Genomic DNA, 17,728 nt, shown 5'->3' with positions numbered 1-17,728 from the left:
CTTTGCTTTTAACACTCAAGCCGGCCGGGAGGCCGCTGTGCTCTTGCTTTTGATTTTGATCTGACTGCCCCAATAAGCCCGAGGCCGAACGCAGGCAGCGCGGAGCGGGTAAACCGGCAGGACGCCGGTTTAGCCGCGCCGGGCCATGGATGGCCCGTCGCGGCGGCCCGCTTCGCGGTGCCGGAGTGAGGGAACGCCGAGCCACAGCGAGGCGCCGACAGGCGGGGCAGAGCGTTTTGGTTACTTTGCCGCTTTTGCAAAGTGACTCGCTGTAAGAGCGAAACCATAAGTAGCCGTTACCGAAGAAACGGATATGTACTCTCAACTCACGCCGGAAACCGCAACGGCAACGCCGGCTTCAGCAACGCCGCAGGATCCCGATAACGCGCGCCAAAATGGTCCTCCGGCAACCGCGCCCGCCCGGCCCCAAACAACCGCTCCCGCAGCGTCTGCCCCTCGCTGTACCGCTCACGAAACCGCCCCCGACGACGCAACTCCGGCACCACCAATTCAATAAAATCCCGCGCCGTTTCAAACGACAGATACTGCCTCAGGTTGATCCCATCGATCCCATCCTCATCTAGCCATTTCTCAATCGCATCAGCCACCACCGTAGGTGTACCGGCAACGAAAAAACGCTCACGGTTGAAGCCGCCAAGCTGGGCCAAGACCGCGCCCACAGTGGAGTCCGCCTTGTATCGGCTTAAACTCTCCCACCCCTTGACCCGCCGACTCACCAGATCACTGATCAAGGTATCCCGCGGATACGCCGTCAAATCAATCGCCGACTGCCCATGAGCCAGCGACGCCTCAACACTCACCAGCTTGCGATAACTGTCGAGCTTGGCACTCACCTCCTCATCGGTACGCCCGACGATCACCCCCGCCATCACAATAAACTTCAACCCCGCCGGATCGCGATCATGCTCAACTGCCTTCTGCCGCATCGCCTGGATATTCGCCCGCACCGCCGGCGCATCATTGCCCCCGGTAAACACCACTTCAGCATGCCGCCCGGCAAACTCGATACCCGCCGGGGACCCGGTAGCCTGGAACAACACCGGCGTACGTTGCCGCGAAGGCTGGCACAAGTGCGGACCAGCAACCTTGAAGTGTTCGCCCACATGGTTGATGTAGCGCACCTTGTCCGGGTCGGTGTAGATCCGCCGCTCGCGGTCGACAATCACCGCGTCGTCGTCCCAGGAGCCTTCCCAAAGTTTGTACAACACGTCCAGATATTCGTCGGCGATCTCGTAACGGTGATCATGGACCACCTCAGTGTCGTGCCCGAAGTTGCGCGCCGCGTTCGGCAGGTACGAGGTGACGATATTCCAGCCCACCCGCCCCTTGGTCAGGTGATCGAGGGTACTCATGCGCCGCGCGAAGGCGAACGGCGGTTCGTAGGTGGTGGAAAAGGTCGCGCCGAAACCAAGGTTCTTGGTCACCCCGGCCATCGCCGGAATCACCAGCAGCGGGTCGTTGCTGGGGATCTGCATGCCTTCACGCAACGAGGTTTCAGGACCATCGCGAAAACGGTCGTAGGTGCCAATCACGTCGGCCAGGAACACGCCGTCAAAGGTGCCGTATTCCAGCAATTGCGCCAGCTCGGTCCAGTAGTCGAGGTCGTTGAAGCGGTGCCGGTTGTTGTCCGGGTGCACCCACAAACCATGGACGATGTGACTGACGCAGTTCATCTCAAACAAATTCACGTGCAGTTGCTTGGGCACCTGGAGCACTCCTTTCGTAGATACGTTTTCCAATACGTCAGATCGCGACGTTCAGGTAGAACGGGACTGGCGTGTAGTCGGTTTCAAGGGTCGGGATCGCGTCCATCAGCGCGCGGGTATAGGCGTGGGCCGGGCGGTCGAACACGGCGCGTACCGAGCCGGACTCCACCACTTCGCCGGCCTTCATCACCAGTACGCGTTCACTGACGTGATTGATCACCCCCAGGTCGTGGGAGATGAACAGGCAGGCCAGGCCGAGGCGGCGCTTGAGGTCGTCGAGCAGCTCCAGAATCTGTGCCTGTACCGACACGTCCAGCGCCGAGACCGGTTCATCGCAGATAAGGATTTGGGGCTCGGAAGCCAGGGCCCGGGCAATCGCAATCCGTTGGCGTTGGCCGCCGGAGAGTTCGATAGGTCGGCGGGACAAGGCGCTGGCATCGAGGCGCACCAGTTCCAGCAGTTCCAGCGCGCGGTCGCGCCGTGCTTGACGCGGTACACCGGCCACCACCAGCGCTTCGAACAACACACGCTGCACGGTGTAGCGCGGGTCGAAGGAGCTGAGGGGGTCCTGGAACACCACTTGCACCGCACGCCGGGCTTCGCGTTTTTGCCGGGTGTCGAGGTCGGACCAGCGCTGGCCCTTGATCCATACCTCGCCGGCATCGGCGGTTTCCAGGCCAAGTATCAGGCGGGTCAAGGTGGTCTTGCCGCAGCCCGATTCGCCCACCACCCCCAACGTCTCGCCGCGACGCAGTTGCAGCGACACCTGGTCCAGCACCGTGCGGGTTTTGCCGTCGGGGCCGACAAAGGTTTTGGAGAGATCACGCGCTTCGAGCAGCACCTCGCCTTCGGGAGCAGGCTCCGGTTCAACTGCGGCAAGCAACCGGCGCGTGGGCTGGAAGTGCACGGCCTTGGCCGCCCGCAGCAGCAGTTGCGTATATGGATGACGCGGGTCTTGCAGGACCTGTTCGGTGCTGCCCTCCTCCACGATCACCCCGTGGCGCATCACGGCCACACGGTCCGCCAGGCGCGAGACCACCGACAGGTCATGGCTGACCATCAGCAGTGCGTTGTCTTCACCCCGCAGGCTTTCCAGCAGCGCGATGACCTGGGCCTGCACCGTGGCGTCCAGTGCCGTGGTGGGCTCATCGGCAATGATCAGCCGTGGATTGCAGGCAATGGCCGAGGCGATCAGCGCACGCTGGCGCAAACCGCCGGAGAGCTGCCACGGGTATTGGCTGGCGCGCAGTTCCGGTTCCGGCACGCCAACATCCCGCAGCAGTTCCAGTACCCGCAGGCGGCGGGCTTCCAGGCCCAATGCGGTGTGCAGGTGCAACGGTTCTTCAATTTCGGCACCGACGCGGCGCAGCGGGTCCAGCGCGCCGAGGGCGTCCTGCATCACAAAGCCGATGCTCGCGCCGCGCAGTTGCTGCCAGGCCCGTTCGTTGAGCTGGCGCAGGTCGATGCCCTGGAAGGCCAGCTTGGCGGCCTGGACGTGGGCGCCCTTGCCGGTGAGGCCCGCCAGGGTGCGGGCGGTGACGCTTTTGCCGGAGCCCGACTCCCCCACCAGCGCCAGGCATTCACCACGATGCAACTGCAGACTGACACCGTGTAACACCGGCTCGGCCTGGCCGAAACGTACGGTCAGGTCGCGGATGTCGACCAGCGGGCCGAGGGTATGGATGTTCATCGTCATAAGGGCTTTCCTTCGCTACGGCGCAAGAGTTCGCGGCCGATGGCACTGATGGAGACAACGGTCAGGGTGATGATCAGGGCGGGCCAGGCCACCAGCCACGGCGCGTTGGCCAGGAAGCTGCGCCCGATGGACATCATCCCGCCCCACTCCGGCGCGGGCGGCGGTGCGCCGAAGCCGAGGAAGCTCAAGGCGGCGCCGGCGGTGATCGCGCCGCCGACGCCGATGGTGGCGAGGATCAGCACCGGCTTGAACGCATTCGGCAGGATGTGCCGCAGCACCACCGCCAGATGGGATTGGCCGAGGGTGACGGCGGATTCGACGTAGCCGGCATTGCGCACATTCAGGGTTTGCGCCCGCACCAGCCGCGCATAACGCGGCACGCCGGCGATGCCTATGGCGAGAATCAGGTTGGCCGTGCCCTGGCCGAAAAACGTGATGATCACCAGCGCCAGCAACAGGTCGGGAAAGGACAACAGCACGTCGATCCCGCGCATCAAGGCGCCGTCCAGCCAACGCGGACCCAGGCCGGCGATCAGCCCGAGCAAGGTGCCCCAGGCCAATCCCAGCGCGGTAGCGGCGAGGCCCATGAACAGCGAGGAACGCACGCCATAAATCAACCGACTGAGCACGTCGCGTCCGTTCTCATCGGTGCCCAGCCAATACACGTTGCTCGGGGCCTGGAACGCCAGGCGCGCCGACGCCTCCAGCGGGTCATGCGGGGCCAGCCATTGCGGAACACCGGCGGCCAACAGCAGCAGGGCAACAAACACCCCGGCGAGCAACAGGCCCGGCCGCAGTCGGGTCAGCCCGGCAAGACGCAACGGGCGAATGCCGCTCAACGTATCAATGGTCTGCGTCATGCCAGGCTCCTCGTTCTAGGGCGCAGGGTTGGGAATGCGCTGGTGGATGGCCTGGACCTGCGCCTTGATCTCGTCACTGAGGCTCACGTCCAGCGCGCCGAGGTTGTCGCGCAATTGCGCCAGGCTGGTTTGCCCGGTGAGCGCGCTGGTGACGAAGGGTTTGTCGATGATGAAGGCCAGGGCCAACTGGGCCGGGGTCAGGCCGTGTTGCCGGGCAATTTCCACGTAGCCGGTGATGGCTTCCTGGGCCGAGGCGCTGTCGTAGCGGTTGAAGGTGCGGTACACCGCCGACAGTCGCGAGCCCTCGGGACGTGCGCCGCCCAGGTATTTGCCGGTGAGCGCACCGAAGGCCAGTGGCGAGTACGCCAGCAGGCCGACACCTTCGCGGTGGGTGAATTCCGAGAGGCCGCCTTCGTACAGGCGGTTAAGCAGGCTGTAGGGGTTTTGCACGCTGGCAATCCGCGGCAGGCCGAGGCGTTCGCTTTGCTTGAGAAACTCGGCCACGCCCCACGGGGTTTCGTTGGAAACGCCGATGTGGCGCACCTTGCCGGCCTTGACCTGATCGGCCAGCACCGCCAGGGTTTCCTCGATGGCCACGCTCTGGTTGTCTGCCTGATAGGGGTATTCGCGCTGGCCGAAGATGTTGGTGGTGCGGTCGGGCCAGTGCAGTTGGTAGAGGTCGAGGTAGTCGGTGTTCAGGCGTTTGAGGCTGCCGTCCAGGGCTTCGACGATGTTGCGCCGGTCGTGGTGGCTGAGGCCGTCGCGGATGTGCTGCTGGCTGCTGGGGTCACGGGCCGGGCCGGCGATTTTGCTCGCCAGGATCACCTCGTCACGTCGACCACTGGCCGCCAGCCAATTGCCGATGTAGCGCTCGGTGGTGCGCCAGGTTTCAGCCTTGGTGGGCGTGGGGTACATCTCGGCGGTGTCGATGAAGTTGATGCCTTCGGCCAGCGCCAAATCAATCTGCTGATGGGCATCGGTTTCGGTGTTCTGGTGGCCCCAGGTCATGGTGCCCAGGCCCAGCACGCTGACGTGGATGTCGCTGTTGCCCAGTTGGCGGTAACGCATGGGTGATCCTTTTTTATTCAAGGGTTGAAGGCTCATACCGCACTCGCTTCATCGCGGGCGGCCTGCTGCTCGGCATCGGCGGCTTGCAGGCTGCGCCAGGCGGCGTTGGGGGTAACGTCGTTGAGGTAGTAATTGCCCAGGGCGCGTTCGCGAAAGATCGCCGGGTTATGGGAGGCCAGGGTGCGCGCGTTGCGCCAATGCCGGTCGAAACGTCGCGACTCGCTGGTGGCGGACGCGCCGCCGACTTCGAACAGCAGCGTGGTGGCTTCCAGCACTTGCTCCAGCACGATCTGTTGCGCCTGGTAGGCACGGATTTCGGCCTCGGTGTAATGCTGTTCGGTTGCGTAACCGCCCTGCTCTGCTTCGTGCACCTCCTGAAGGACCTCGGCAACGGCCAGCACCTGAGTGCGAGCGGCATAGGCCAGGCTCGACAGGCGACCGATCACCCGCTGTACCAACGGATCATCCTTGGGGCTCGATTGCCCCGGCACGCCAAACGCGCGGGTGCGGCCTCTGACGAATTCGCTGGCGTCGCGCAGCACCGCATTCGCGATGCCGGCCAGGGTCGCCAGGTGGAACAGCTGGTAGAACGCACTCAGGTAGGACTCGGCGCGCAGTTCGTCTTTCTTGAAGCGCCGCACGATGTGCTGCGCCGGTACGTCGACCGCCTTGAAGCGGGTGGTGCCGCTGCCGGTGAGGCGCTGGCCAAAGCCGTCCCAGTCGTCCTCGACGGTGACGCCTGGCGCATCGGTGCGCACCGCCAGGCTGACAAAATCCTCGCCATCCAGGGCGACGGCGGCGATCCAGTTGGCGTACAGCGTGCCGGTGCAGTAGTACTTCTCGCCGTCCAGCTGCCAGCCGGAATCGACGGCGCTGAGGGTCACCGAGTTACGGGTGGTGTCGGTGCGCTCGGCCATGGCCGCGCCCCACAGCTCGCCGTCGACGACTTTGGCGAACCAGTAATTTTGGGACTCGCTGTCACGGCTGGAAATCCGGCCTTCAACAAACCCGAAATGCGCGCGCACAATCTGCGGCAGGTTTGAATCCGCCTCCCCCAGCTCAATCAACAGGCGAAACAACTGCGGCAGGCTCGCACCCAGGCCGCCCAATGCCTGCGGCACACGCAGGGCGCCAAAGCCGGCCTCCCGCAGCCACGCCACCGCATCATGGGCCAGCTCGCGTTGCTGCTCGCGGGCGACGGCGGTGTCGGCTATCCGTGCAAATACGTCGGCGAAACGCTGGTGCAAGTCGGCATAACTCACCGCAGCGGGGATCGAAGCACTCATGGTTTTTCCTTCTTCAAAGACACTCACGCTTGATTGGCCCGGGGGTCAATCCAGCGGTTGATCAAATCGACGGCCAGGTTCACCAGCACGTACACCGTGGCTGCGAGCAGGGTCACCCCCAACACCATCGGCACGTCTTTGTTGCTGGTGGCATCGAGCATCAAGCGCCCGATGCCCTGGCGTGCAAACAGCAATTCCACCACCACCGCGCCGCCCAGCAGGCTGGCGAACACGAACCCGGCCAGGGTCACCAACGGCACCAGCGCGTGGCGCAAGGCATGGCGCAGGCGCACGGCGGTTTCGGACAGGCCGCGTGCGCGGGCCATGGCGATAAAGGGTTGCTCGAGGGTGTCCTCCAGGGACTGACGCAGCAGTTGGGTCAGCACCGCGGCTACCGGCAAGGCCAGCGCGACCGAGGGCAGGATCAACGAGCGCCAGCCCACGGAACCGGACGGCGGCAGCCAGTGCCAATGAAACGAAAACACCAGCAACAGCAGCATGCCGATCACAAACGAAGGCGCCGACGACAGCACCAGCTCGCTGCCGGAAACGACTGAGCGCACCCAGCGCGAACGGTTGGCGGTGAGGATCGCGCACACCAGGGCCAACACCACCGCCAGCAGCGCCGCGCTCAGGGACAGTTGGATGGTTGCGCCGATCTGCTCGGCAATCGCCTGCTGCACCGGGATACGCAAGCGGTAGGACTCGCCCAGGTCGCCATGGGCCAGGCGTACCAGGTAATTGCCGTATTGCACGATCAGGGGCTGGTCCAGGCCGTATTCGGCACGCACCCGGGCCAACAGCTCCGGCGTGGGCATCGAGTCCGGGCCGCCGAGGATCGCCAGCCCCGTATCTCCGCCGCTGAAATTGACCGCGAGAAAAGTCAGCGTCGCCGCGCCCCACAGCACACCGATGCCCGCCAGCAGGCGCCAGGCGATGGATTTGAACAGGCTCATGGTTGCCCCCGGTCCAGCCAGATGCTGGTGAAAAACGGTACGTTGTGGGAGGTATCAAAAATCACGCCCTGGACTTGCCGGCCATACGCGGTGAGCACCTGGCTTTCCACCGAAGGCACCGCCGGGACGGTTTCGGTCAAGCGCTTTTGCGCTTCGCCGTAGAGCGCCTGCAATTCAACCGGGTCGCGGGATTGGCGAGCGGCGCTGAGTACGCGGTCCAGCTCGGCATCGCGGAAGCGTCCGACGTTCTGGCCGATGATCTTGTCGGTGCTGATGGCCTGGCTGTGATAGAGCACGAACAGGCCATCGGGCGTGTTGGTGTGCCAGTAACCGCCGGCCAGCGCCTGGAATTTCCCGGCGTAGCGTTTCTCGGTCACCCGGGTCAGCGGCAGCATTTCAATGGGCATCTCAAAGCCGACTTTTTTCAGGTCCGCCTGGATGGCCACCGAGACACTGGCGGGAAACGCCGGGTTGTCATAGGACAGCATCGTTGCCCTGAGGCGCTGACCGTCCTTGGTTCGATAGCCCTGGGCATCGCGCCCGGTCCAGCCAGCGTCGTCCAGCAACGCATTGGCAGCTTTGACGTCGTAGGCCAGGGCGTCGTTGTTGGGTTGATAAAACCGGGTGTTGGCCGCCAGGAAATCCGCCTTGGCGATGTATTCGCCGAAGCCGGAAATCCACGCCAACCCTTCGCGGTCGATGGCCTTGGCGACTGCGCGGCGCACGCGTACGTCGTCAAACGGTGGCTGTTCAACGTTGAAGGTCATGCTGCGGCTCGGGTTGCCTTTGCGGATCCGGCTGCGCATCACCAGGTTCGGGTTGGCACGGATCGCGGCGGCGTTCTGGGCCGGTGCGTCGAGGGCGAAATCCGACTGGCCGGACTCCAGCGCCGTGAAGCGGATCATGGCTTCGGGGACGTAGCTCAACTCGATGCGGTCCAGGTAGGCCTCCCCCTTGTGCCTTGTCATCGGTGGCGCCCAGTTGTAGCCGGGGCGCTTGATGAACACCGCACCCTGGTCACGGGTGTAACTCTGCAACAGGAACGGGCCGCTGCCGATGGGATGTTCAGCGATGGTCTTGGGCGCCTCGCGGATCTGCCTGGGGGAAATCATGCTCAGCCAGGACTGCGCCAGCACGTCGAGGAAGGGTGTGTAGGGTTCGCGCAAATGGGCTTCGAAGGTGTAGTCGTCGATGACCTTGCCATCCAGGTACGGCGCGATATAGGCCGCGGCCAGTGGGGACTTGGTCGCCGGGTCGCGCATGTGTTCCAGGTTGGTTTGCAGCGCCTGGGCATTGAATTTCTCGCCATCGCTGAAGGTCACGTCGTCGCGCAGGTGAAAGGTGTAGGTCTTGCCGTCGTCGGAGATGTCCCAGGAGCGGGCCAGCCATGGGCTGATATTGCCCTGCTCGTCCTGGTACACCAGGCAATCGTAGAGAATTCGGCCCATCCATTGGATGTTGCCGTTGGATAAGGCGTGAACATCGAAACTGCCGGCGTCGGAGGCGGCGGACACTCGCAACGTTCCACCGCTGCGACCCGGTGACAGCTCATAAAAGTCCGTCGCCGAATAAGTCACCATACCGCTAGTCACAGTGCCATCATCCACCGAAGTTTCATGTTGTGGTGCAGCAGCCGGTGAACAGGCATTGATCGCCAGGGACAGTGATATAACCGCCGACAGTTTCAGGATGGTTGTCAATGACGCTTCCTTAGAGGAACTCGATGAACACTGAAAGTTTGCAACTACAGGCTGTAATGCAGTGAGCATGCCAGACTTTCAGAAACGCCATCCCGACCACAAAACAAGCGCGAAACCCTTACAGAACGGGCATAACCCTGCCAAACACTTATAGGGTTATACCCGTTATAGGACCTTGAATTGTTGGCAGCCTTACACACTGCTTATCTGCTGTTGCGTTTGCGACAGTTGAAGCAAGTCTGGCCAATAAAGTTGACTGTTGAAAATTAAACACTGATTCAAAACAAAGTGTCCCGCAGAACACTTTTCTCCAACTAATCATCCGTAATCATTGGAAAATAGCGTTGGCATAGAAACTGCTCAGAGCGAAACAGGCATGACTATTCGAATAGAAAGCTGGGGCTATCTTTATCTATTCACAAGGAACACGCTTAATGGATCCGATCTTTCGGGGAGATTTAAAAAAGTTGACACTTGCCATACGGCAGGCCACTTGGCTGGCGATGCTGGGACTGGGCTCGGCCCTGGTCTTTTCCGCCAGCGCACAGGCAGATGATGAAGTCACGCCGTCGACCGCCCCACGGCTGAAGACCGTGACGGTGGAGGCACAAAAAATCACGCCCGTTGAGGCGGCAAAGAGTCAATTGTCCGAGGTACCTGGCGGCACCAGCGTGGTGGACAGCGAACAGGTGGCCAAGGGACTAACCGCCACCTTGCAGGACACCCTCGCCTATCAGCCGGGTGTGTTCGTGCAGTCCACCGGCGGTAACGACGCGGCCAAGATCTCCATTCGTGGCTCGGGGGCCAACACCTCGCCGGGGTATTTCCGTGAGGGCATCAAGTTCCTGTTCGATGGCCTGCCGATCACCGGCCCGGGCGGCACACCCTACGAATTCCTCAATGGCTCGGGGGTGAACTACACCGAAATCCTGCGCGGTGCCAACGCCTTCCAGTACGGCGCGCTGAGCCTTGGCGGCGCCATCAATTTCGTCAACCAGACCGGCTACACCGCGCCCGGGCTGCGGGTGCGGGCGGAAACCGGAAGCTACGGCTATAACAAGCAAAGCCTGAGTGTCGGCGGCGTCGAGGGCGCGTTCGATTACTACCTGACTGCCGACAACTACCGCAGCGATGGCTACCGCGACTACAGCCTGTCGAAAAGCCAGGGCGTAGTGGCGAACTTTGGCTACCGCTTCAGCCCGCAACTCGAAACCCGGGTGATGCTGCGCTACCGCGACGAGTTCCACAACGACCCGAGCGCCACCACCCTGGATGCGGTGAAGCACCACTCCGACCGCGCCAGTGCCACCGCCGAAAGCAGCGGCGCCGGCAGCCGTCGTCCCGGCAGCGTATGGCTGGGCAGCAAGACCACCTACACCTTTGAGGACGACGCCACCCTGTCGGTGGGTTTCGTCTACTACCAGTACGCCCACAACAACAGCCCGAACAGCCCGAGCAACCCCAGCTACTGGGACTGGCATGACCTGAGCGCGGTGATCAACTACGACCGCCGCGACACCCTGTTCGGCCACGAAAGCCGCTCCAGCCTGGCCTTCACCTCCACCGAACACCTCAAGGGCCAGGTCGACTCCACCTTCGCCAACAAACAGACCCGCAAGTTCGTCGACTACAGCTCATCGTTCGATCACGTGTTCTCCGTGGGCAACGACCTGGAACTGGTGGATGGCCTGTGGCTGACCAGTGGCGTCTCGGCGATCAACGTACGCCGCCATGCCGACGTCAAGGAAGCCCTGGTGGCCAACACCACCACGTACCCGAGCGATGTGACCTACGACAACTGGAGCCTGGCACCGCGGGTCGGCGTGCGTTACGAGTTCACCCCGCAACTGCAAGTGTTCGCCAACGTCAGCCGCTCCGTCGACCCACCGGCGTCGTGGGAATACTCCGGCTCCGGGCCGACCTCGCCGTACGTCCGGCCGCTGGTGGAGCAGAAAGCCAATACCGTGGAAGTCGGGATCAAGGGTTCATCGGGCATCTTCGACGGCAGCCTGGCGCTCTACCGCTCGTGGGTGAAAAATGAATTGCTCAACGTGCAGATCATTCCGGCCAGCTCCACCGCAGCGGCGGTGACCGGTGCATTCAACGCCACACCGACGATCCACCAGGGGATCGAGGCCGGCCTGAATACGCGCCTGTGGGAAAACACCTCGGGTGAAAAAATCACCCTGCGCCAGGTGTACACCTACAACGACTTCTACTACCGGCACGACCCGACCTTTGGAGACAACCAGTTGCCGGGAATTCCGAAGCACATCTATCAGGGCGAGGTGCAATATCAGCACCCGGCGGGCTTCTATACCGGGGTGAACGTGCAATCGACTTCGCGTACGGCGGTGGATTATGCGAACAGCTTCTATGCGCCCTCCTACACAATCTTCGGGGCGAACGTGGGGTATGAAACGCCGAGCAAGGACTGGAAGGTGTCGCTGGATGTGAAGAACCTGACCAATCAGAAGTACGTGACGGCGGTGCAGCCGCTGTATGACGCAAAGGGGCAGGATACCGCGTCGTTGTATCCGGGGGATGGGATTGGGGCTTATGTGGCGGTGGAAATGCGCTACTAAGCCCGCACTGATCAAGCATCGGCGGCTGGGGTTAGTCACAACCTCGGCCGCCATCACGGCAGCCTCGATCTCGCAAAGGAATCAGCGGCCTCAGGTACTGAATCCCTACCGGGACGCCAGATACAAACCTCACCTCCTTCAAGCTGACGCTCTCAGTCAACTCTGACCGTTGTGTTCAAGCAACGAGAAAGCTCAAGAATTAAAGTTGAAGCGCCAGGGGAAGCAACCCCAGCTCACAACTCCAATAATAGAGCGACGTCAATGAGACTGAACGCATCCTTGCCAGCGTGCCTGGCTTTCAGCTTCGTATCACTTGCCGCCCATGCTGCAGAGGGCCCTCCTCCGCCTTCCGTCAGCCAGCCCAGCGGTATCAACCTGGGCGGCACCAGTTTCTACGACGGGTTCGCCGGGCCTCCCGGGCTGACGCATCAGACCTATCTGAAGTTCAGTACGTCCAGCAGCATTCGTGACAATGCCGGTAAAGACAACCGCAACTTCGATAACCCGAAAATCAATGTCATTACCCTGATCAACCAGTTCAGTTATTACTCACCCAACACCATCGGCGGCGGCGCGCACCTGGGCTGGAGCCTGTTGGTCCCGGTGGTCTCCCTGGACGGCGACTTTGGCGACAACGGTGTCAAGCTCAAGGACAACGGGGTCGGTCTGGGTGACGTCACTGTCGGCCCGCAGATTCAGTTCGACCCGATCGTCAACGCCGAGGGCCGGCCCGTGTTTGTGCAGCGCGTGGCCTTCGATACGATCCTGCCCACCGGCAAGTACGACAAACACAAGGACTTGAACCCCGGCTCCAATTACTTCTCCTTCAACCCCTACTGGGCCGCAACCTTGATGCCGGCACCGCGTTGGGAAGTGAGTTGGCGCTTGAACTACCTGTACAACTTCAAGAACGACGACCCGGCCAGCAGTTCGGCACAGTTCTATGAAGGGCGACCGGTGCGCGACACCCAATCCGGGCAGTCCGCCTGGGCCAACTTCACGGCCTCGTACGAGGTGTTCCCGAAGGTCTCGGTCGGGATCAACGGCTATTACTTCAGGCAGATTTCGGATGACCAGGTCAACGGCGACCGCCTGAGCAATTCTCGGGAAAAGGTGCTCGGGATTGGCCCCGGCCTGTTCTGGAAAATAACCGAGGACAAGGCCTTCTGGCTCAATACCTATAAAGAGACCGGCGTGGAAAACCGCAGCAAAACCGATTACGCCGTGCAGGTTCGCTACGTTCACAAGTTCTGACTGAGGTGATGTTTGATGAATGCGCTCAACTCCATCGACAGCAAGAAATCACTGGGCGCTATTTGCCTGATGATGGTCATTTCCCTGGGAACGCTGCAGATCCAACCGATCCTGGGTGGCGCGTTGATTGATCAACTCGGTGTGCCGCTCAATGCCATCGGCGTGATTTTCGCCGCTGAGCTGATCGCGATAGCCATCGCCTGCGGCGTATGTGCGCTGCTGATGGCACGTGTCGACCGCCGCCGCTTTGCACTGGTTGCCTTGTTGATATTGGCCGCCGGCAACCTGGTCAGCACCCAGCTTCACAGCCAGGCGTGGCTGGTGGTTTTCAGGATTATCTGCGGTGCCAGCGGTGGCGCGGTCATGGCGGTGGTGTATGCAACCGCTGCGCTGCGCAGGTCTAAAGACGCGACATTTGCCGTGATCAATATCGGCAACCTGCTCTGGGGCATGCTGCTGGTGACGTCCATGCCCCTGCTCTTGCAGGCGTTCGGCGTGCAAGGTGCCTTTTTCCTGCTGGCCATCACCAGCCTGCTCGCCGCACTGGGTTGCTGGAGAATACCCAGGCACTACTCAGACGCTCACCGCATTGCCCACGGTGCAGCCCGGCCGTTCGGGCTGACCTCCATGCTGTTGATCGCTCTGTTTGCGCTGCTGTTTTTCGGACATTCCGCCCTGTGGGTGTATCAGGAGCGAATCGGCAAGAGCCTGGGCCTGGAGCCCCAGCAGATCGGAGCCATCCTCGGTGGCAGCATCCTGGCCGGCGCCCTGGGTGCGGGACTCTCCGGGATGATCGGGCGGCGCTTGGGCTTGCTGTTCCCGCAACTGTTGAGCTTCGGTACCGCGTTACTGGCGACGCTGATCATGGTCTACGGCGACAGTACCGTCGCGTTCGCCACCACGGCTTGCCTGATTCATATGGTGTGGTTTTTCAGCTTGCCGTACCTGCTTTCCATGGCCGCTGAACTGGACCCCTCCGGTCGATTGGCGGGCCTGGGCAACGCCGCGATTTTCGTCGGCCAAGGGCTTGGCCCTTTCGGCGCCGCGCTGGTGGTGGGTGATGGACACTTTCGCGCGGTGGGCTGGCTCGCCGCCTGCGCTTATGTGCTGGCCTTGATCATCTCGTGCCTGGTGGTGGCTCGCTTCCGTCGAGGCGTAAAGCCTTGCGGGCAGGCGCTCTCGACGCAATCCGCCTGAATGTCATTAACGAAACCGATCCATGAGATGAAGCGATGAATACTCCATTCCCCAACACCCCCGAATTTTCCGGGGCGCTGTACACACCCAGCCGCGTAGAGGGCGAGGTGCACGACCTTGAGGTCGAAGGCGCGATCCCCGAGGCGATCCGTGGCACCTTTTATCAGGTGTCACCGGACCCGCAGTATCCGCCCATGCTGGGCACCGATATTTTCTTCAACGGCGACGCCCTGGTCAGCGGCTTTTACTTTGCCGATGGCAAGGTCTCGCTGCGCCGCCGCTACGTGTTGACCGACCGATTGGTCGCTCAACGCCATGAAGGACGTTCGCTCAATGGTGTGTACCGCAACGCCTACACCAACGACCCGCTCGCGGCAAAAAACAACACCACCGCCAACACCTCGGTGATCCCGCACAACAACGTCCTGCTGGCACTCAAGGAGGATGCCATGCCTTGGGCGCTGGACCCGCAGACCCTGGAGACCCTCGGCGAGTGGACGTTCGACGGGCAAATCGACGCTACGACCTTCACTGCCCACCCCAAGCTCGACCCGGTCACCGGAAACCTGCTGGCCTTCAGTTACGAAGCCAAAGGCGACGGCACACCCGACATGGCCTATTTCGAGATTTCGCCGCAGGGAAAACTGCTGCACGAGATCTGGTTCCAGGCGCCCTACGCCGCGATGGTCCACGACTTCGCGGTCACTGAGCATTACGTGGTGTTCCCACTGATCCCCCTGACGGTGGACGTCGAACGCATGAAAAACGGCGGCCAGCATTTTCAGTGGCAGCCCGAGCTGCCCCAGCTGTTTGCCGTGGTGCCGCGCCACGGGCACGCGCGGGACGTGCGTTGGTTCAAGGGCCCCAAGGACGGCTTCCAGGGCCATACCCTGAATGCCTTCGACGAAGACGGAAAAATCTATCTGGACATGCCGGTCACCGGCGGCAATATCTTCTATTTCTTCCCCCAGGCGGACGGCTTCGTACCACCGCCGGAAACCCTGGCAGCCAGCCTGATGCGCTGGGTGTTCGACCTCCACAGCCCACAGGATGAACTGCAACCGCAGGCGCTGACGGACTATCCCTGTGAATTTCCCCGCTGCGATGACCGGTACATAGGCCGCCAGTATGAACACGGGTTCCTGCTCGCCTTCGATCCGCAGCGGCCCTATAACACGTCGAACGGGCCGATGCCGTTTCAGTTCTTCAACCTGTTGGTGCACCTCAACCTGACAACCGGTGTCACCGATGCCTGGTTCCCCGGTGACAGCGGATGCTTTCAGGAACCCATTTTCATTCCACGCTCGGCTGAGGCACCGGAAGGTGATGGCTACGTGGTCTGCCTGCTCAATCTGATTGCCGAAGGCCGCAACGAACTGGTGGTACTGGACTCGGCTGACATGGCGGCGGGCCCTATCGCACGCATCAAAATCCCGTTTCGTATGCGCATGTCGCTGCACGGCTGCTGGGTGCCACGTTAAGTCGGCCTGGCATTCCCCTCTCCTCCAATAGCCACACCCGTCGCCATCCATCCCCCCCTGGAATGGCACGGGCTGCTTGGCGTTGAAGGCCTCGATTCGATGATCGAACACAAAATACAGATTTATTCCGCAATACGAGATTTACGCATAAATCCCACTTTACAGGATTAATGCGCAAGCCTAGATTAACCCCATTGCCGCCCCGTTCCCGCTCCCCTTTCCGAGAGGACGATTCATGAAATTCGCAAGCTTCATTGTTCACGGCCGCACGACTTACGGTGTGGTTGACGGTGATCAGATAATTGACCTGGAATCGCTCAAGTCCACCTTTGGCGCCGACCTCAAGCAGGCGATTGCCGCCCATCGCCTGGGAGAACTGACCCAGGCGGTGCTGGCGCCACTGCCACGCGTGGCAGTGGCAGACGTGACGTTCCTGCCGGTTATCGCGAACCCCGGCAAAGTGCTGTGCATCGGCATCAACTACGCCACCCACGTGCGTGAAACCGGCCGTGAAATGCCGACTTACCCGATGATTTTCACGCGTTTCGCCGACAGCCAGGTGGCCCACCTGCAACCGATCATTCGCCCCAAGGCTTCGCACAAACTGGATTTCGAAGGCGAGCTCGCGGTGGTCATCGGCAAAACCGCACGGCACGTCAAAGCGATAGATGCGCTGGACTATGTGGCCGGTTATGCCTGCTACAACGATGGCAGCGTCCGCGACTGGCAGAAGCACACGATCCAGTTCGTGCCTGGCAAGAATTTTCCGAACACCGGCGGCTTCGGTCCCTGGCTGGTGACCGGCGATGAAATCGGCGACCCCCAGGACCTGGAATTGACCACCCGCCTGAACGGCGAAGTGATGCAGCACACCCGCACCAGCGACATGATTTTCGACGTGCGCCAATTGATCGAGTACTGCTCCACGTTCACCGAACTGGCGCCCGGCGATGTGATTGTCAGCGGTACCACCGGTGGCGTCGGCGCCTTCCGCGAACCGCCGGTCTGGATGAAGCCTGGCGATACCGTCGAGGTCGAGATATCCGGTATCGGCATCCTGCACAACAGCATCGCCGACGAGCAGTAAGCCATGAAGCCATTGTCTGAATCAGAAGCCCCGTCAGAACAGGACACCGATAACAAAGGTTCGAGCCTGGAACGCATGCTGCGGGTCCTGGATTTATTTACCGAAGCCAGCCCGATCTGGGCGGTCGACGAAATGGGCGCGGAACTGGGTTATACCCGCTCGACCATCTACCGCTACGTTCGCGAACTGGCCGAGGCGAGCCTGTTGTTTCAAGTCGAGGCCGGACGTTACGCACTGGGCGCGCGGATTATCACCTGGGACCGCCAATTGCGCCTCAGCGACCCCTTGGTGCGCGCGGCACAGTCCCTGGAACAGGACCTGCCACGCTGGAGCGAGCAGCAGGTGTGGCTGATCTGCCGGCTGTTCAAGGACCAGGTGGTGTGCATCCACCAACAGGGCGAGTTGTTCAGTGAAGTCAGCTATTCCCGTGGCTCACCCAGGCCGCTGTTCCTCGGCGCCACCTCGAAAGCGATCCTCGCCAACATGACTTCGCGCCAGCACAACCAACTGTTCCTGGAAAACCCCGACGAAGTCCGCGCCAGCCACCTGGGCCAGACCTGGGAACAGTTCCGCCGCTCACTGCAACAACTACGCCGTCAGGGCTATGTCGCCAGCGCGGCTGAAATTGATCCCGGCGTCTACGGCCTGGCGGCACCGATCTTCGACAGCGACGGCAAGGTGGTTGGCAGCATCAGCTGCGTTCGCCCGATCCAGGAGCGCGACAACGCCCTGGAAGCGCAACAAGGGGCACAGATGCTCACCCTCGCGCAGGCGCTTTCGCAACGCATGGCGGCGCTCACCCAGGGCTCCCGGTAGCCGGACTGAAACCTT

General features: G+C 62.0%; 13 protein-coding genes. 6 read left to right on the top strand and 7 right to left on the bottom strand.

Annotated features, from left to right (window positions below; translation table 11 throughout):
* Positions 1 to 326: 326 nt before the first annotated feature.
* From D109_RS0122820 to D109_RS0122790, 7 genes are read right to left on the bottom strand one after another with little or no spacing between them, the layout of a single operon-like run.
* A complete protein-coding gene (locus D109_RS0122820) occupies positions 327 to 1,727 on the bottom strand; it encodes an LLM class flavin-dependent oxidoreductase (RefSeq protein ID WP_017478907.1) in 1,401 nt (466 codons plus the stop codon).
* A 37-nt stretch (positions 1,728 to 1,764) separates the two neighbouring features.
* Positions 1,765 to 3,423, bottom strand: a complete 1,659-nt coding sequence (locus tag D109_RS0122815) for an ABC transporter ATP-binding protein (protein ID WP_017478906.1) — start codon at positions 3,421 to 3,423, stop codon at positions 1,765 to 1,767.
* Positions 3,420 to 4,283 (bottom strand): ABC transporter permease, encoded by an 864-nt coding sequence (locus D109_RS0122810; protein WP_017478905.1) that lies wholly within the window; start codon positions 4,281 to 4,283, stop codon positions 3,420 to 3,422. Before D109_RS0122810 ends, D109_RS0122815 begins: the two co-directional genes overlap by 4 nt.
* A 15-nt stretch (positions 4,284 to 4,298) precedes the next feature.
* Positions 4,299 to 5,351 carry an NADP(H)-dependent aldo-keto reductase gene (locus D109_RS0122805; RefSeq protein WP_017478904.1) on the bottom strand — a complete coding sequence of 351 codons (1,053 nt, stop codon included), beginning with the start codon at positions 5,349 to 5,351 and terminating at the stop codon, positions 4,299 to 4,301.
* Positions 5,352 to 5,383: 32 nt separating this feature from the next.
* On the bottom strand, positions 5,384 to 6,637 hold the full coding sequence (locus D109_RS0122800; protein WP_017478903.1) for an acyl-CoA dehydrogenase family protein: 1,254 nt from the start codon (positions 6,635 to 6,637) through the stop codon (positions 5,384 to 5,386).
* 23 nt (positions 6,638 to 6,660) lie between these two features.
* Positions 6,661 to 7,593, bottom strand: coding sequence for an ABC transporter permease (locus D109_RS0122795; RefSeq protein ID WP_017478902.1), 933 nt, complete (start codon positions 7,591 to 7,593; stop codon positions 6,661 to 6,663).
* Positions 7,590 to 9,293, bottom strand: coding sequence for an ABC transporter substrate-binding protein (locus tag D109_RS0122790; RefSeq protein ID WP_026078164.1), 1,704 nt, complete (start codon positions 9,291 to 9,293; stop codon positions 7,590 to 7,592). The genes D109_RS0122795 and D109_RS0122790 overlap by 4 nt, the downstream gene beginning before the upstream one ends.
* Positions 9,294 to 9,727: 434 nt before the next feature.
* On the opposite strand from D109_RS0122790, the gene D109_RS0122785 reads away from it, so the two are divergent.
* From D109_RS0122785 to D109_RS0122760, 6 genes are all read left to right on the top strand, one after another.
* Positions 9,728 to 11,878 carry a TonB-dependent receptor gene (locus tag D109_RS0122785; RefSeq protein WP_017478900.1) on the top strand — a complete coding sequence of 717 codons (2,151 nt, stop codon included), beginning with the start codon at positions 9,728 to 9,730 and terminating at the stop codon, positions 11,876 to 11,878.
* A 261-nt stretch (positions 11,879 to 12,139) separates the two neighbouring features.
* The gene (locus tag D109_RS0122780; protein ID WP_017478899.1) at positions 12,140 to 13,132 is read left to right on the top strand and encodes a transporter; all 993 of its coding nucleotides are present in this window, start codon (positions 12,140 to 12,142) and stop codon (positions 13,130 to 13,132) included.
* A gap of 15 nt (positions 13,133 to 13,147) precedes the next feature.
* Positions 13,148 to 14,329, top strand: a complete 1,182-nt coding sequence (locus D109_RS0122775) for an MFS transporter (protein ID WP_017478898.1) — start codon at positions 13,148 to 13,150, stop codon at positions 14,327 to 14,329.
* A gap of 35 nt (positions 14,330 to 14,364) precedes the next feature.
* The gene (locus tag D109_RS0122770; RefSeq protein ID WP_017478897.1) at positions 14,365 to 15,810 is read left to right on the top strand and encodes a carotenoid oxygenase family protein; all 1,446 of its coding nucleotides are present in this window, start codon (positions 14,365 to 14,367) and stop codon (positions 15,808 to 15,810) included.
* A gap of 235 nt (positions 15,811 to 16,045) precedes the next feature.
* A complete protein-coding gene (locus D109_RS0122765) occupies positions 16,046 to 16,897 on the top strand; it encodes a fumarylacetoacetate hydrolase family protein (protein ID WP_017478896.1) in 852 nt (283 codons plus the stop codon).
* 3 nt (positions 16,898 to 16,900) lie between these two features.
* Positions 16,901 to 17,713 carry an IclR family transcriptional regulator gene (locus D109_RS0122760; protein WP_017478895.1) on the top strand — a complete coding sequence of 271 codons (813 nt, stop codon included), beginning with the start codon at positions 16,901 to 16,903 and terminating at the stop codon, positions 17,711 to 17,713.
* The last annotated feature ends 15 nt before the right edge of the window (positions 17,714 to 17,728 follow it).

It is taken from the genome of Pseudomonas sp. PAMC 26793 (assembly GCF_000313235.1).
Lineage (GTDB): Bacteria > Pseudomonadota > Gammaproteobacteria > Pseudomonadales > Pseudomonadaceae > Aquipseudomonas > Aquipseudomonas yamanorum.
The sequence above is the reverse complement of the archived record's forward strand: the minus strand, read 5'-3'. Positions and strand labels throughout refer to the sequence as shown.

Coding starts and splice junctions, on each gene's coding strand:
- D109_RS0122815 (WP_017478906.1), bottom strand. CDS start 3,423: ATGACGATGAACATCCATACCCTCGGCCCGCTGGTCGACATCCGCGAC.
- D109_RS0122760 (WP_017478895.1), top strand. CDS start 16,901: ATGAAGCCATTGTCTGAATCAGAAGCCCCGTCAGAACAGGACACCGAT.
- D109_RS0122780 (WP_017478899.1), top strand. CDS start 12,140: ATGAGACTGAACGCATCCTTGCCAGCGTGCCTGGCTTTCAGCTTCGTA.
- D109_RS0122770 (WP_017478897.1), top strand. CDS start 14,365: ATGAATACTCCATTCCCCAACACCCCCGAATTTTCCGGGGCGCTGTAC.
- D109_RS0122810 (WP_017478905.1), bottom strand. CDS start 4,283: ATGACGCAGACCATTGATACGTTGAGCGGCATTCGCCCGTTGCGTCTT.
- D109_RS0122785 (WP_017478900.1), top strand. CDS start 9,728: ATGGATCCGATCTTTCGGGGAGATTTAAAAAAGTTGACACTTGCCATA.
- D109_RS0122795 (WP_017478902.1), bottom strand. CDS start 7,593: ATGAGCCTGTTCAAATCCATCGCCTGGCGCCTGCTGGCGGGCATCGGT.
- D109_RS0122805 (WP_017478904.1), bottom strand. CDS start 5,351: ATGCGTTACCGCCAACTGGGCAACAGCGACATCCACGTCAGCGTGCTG.
- D109_RS0122775 (WP_017478898.1), top strand. CDS start 13,148: ATGAATGCGCTCAACTCCATCGACAGCAAGAAATCACTGGGCGCTATT.
- D109_RS0122800 (WP_017478903.1), bottom strand. CDS start 6,637: ATGAGTGCTTCGATCCCCGCTGCGGTGAGTTATGCCGACTTGCACCAG.
- D109_RS0122765 (WP_017478896.1), top strand. CDS start 16,046: ATGAAATTCGCAAGCTTCATTGTTCACGGCCGCACGACTTACGGTGTG.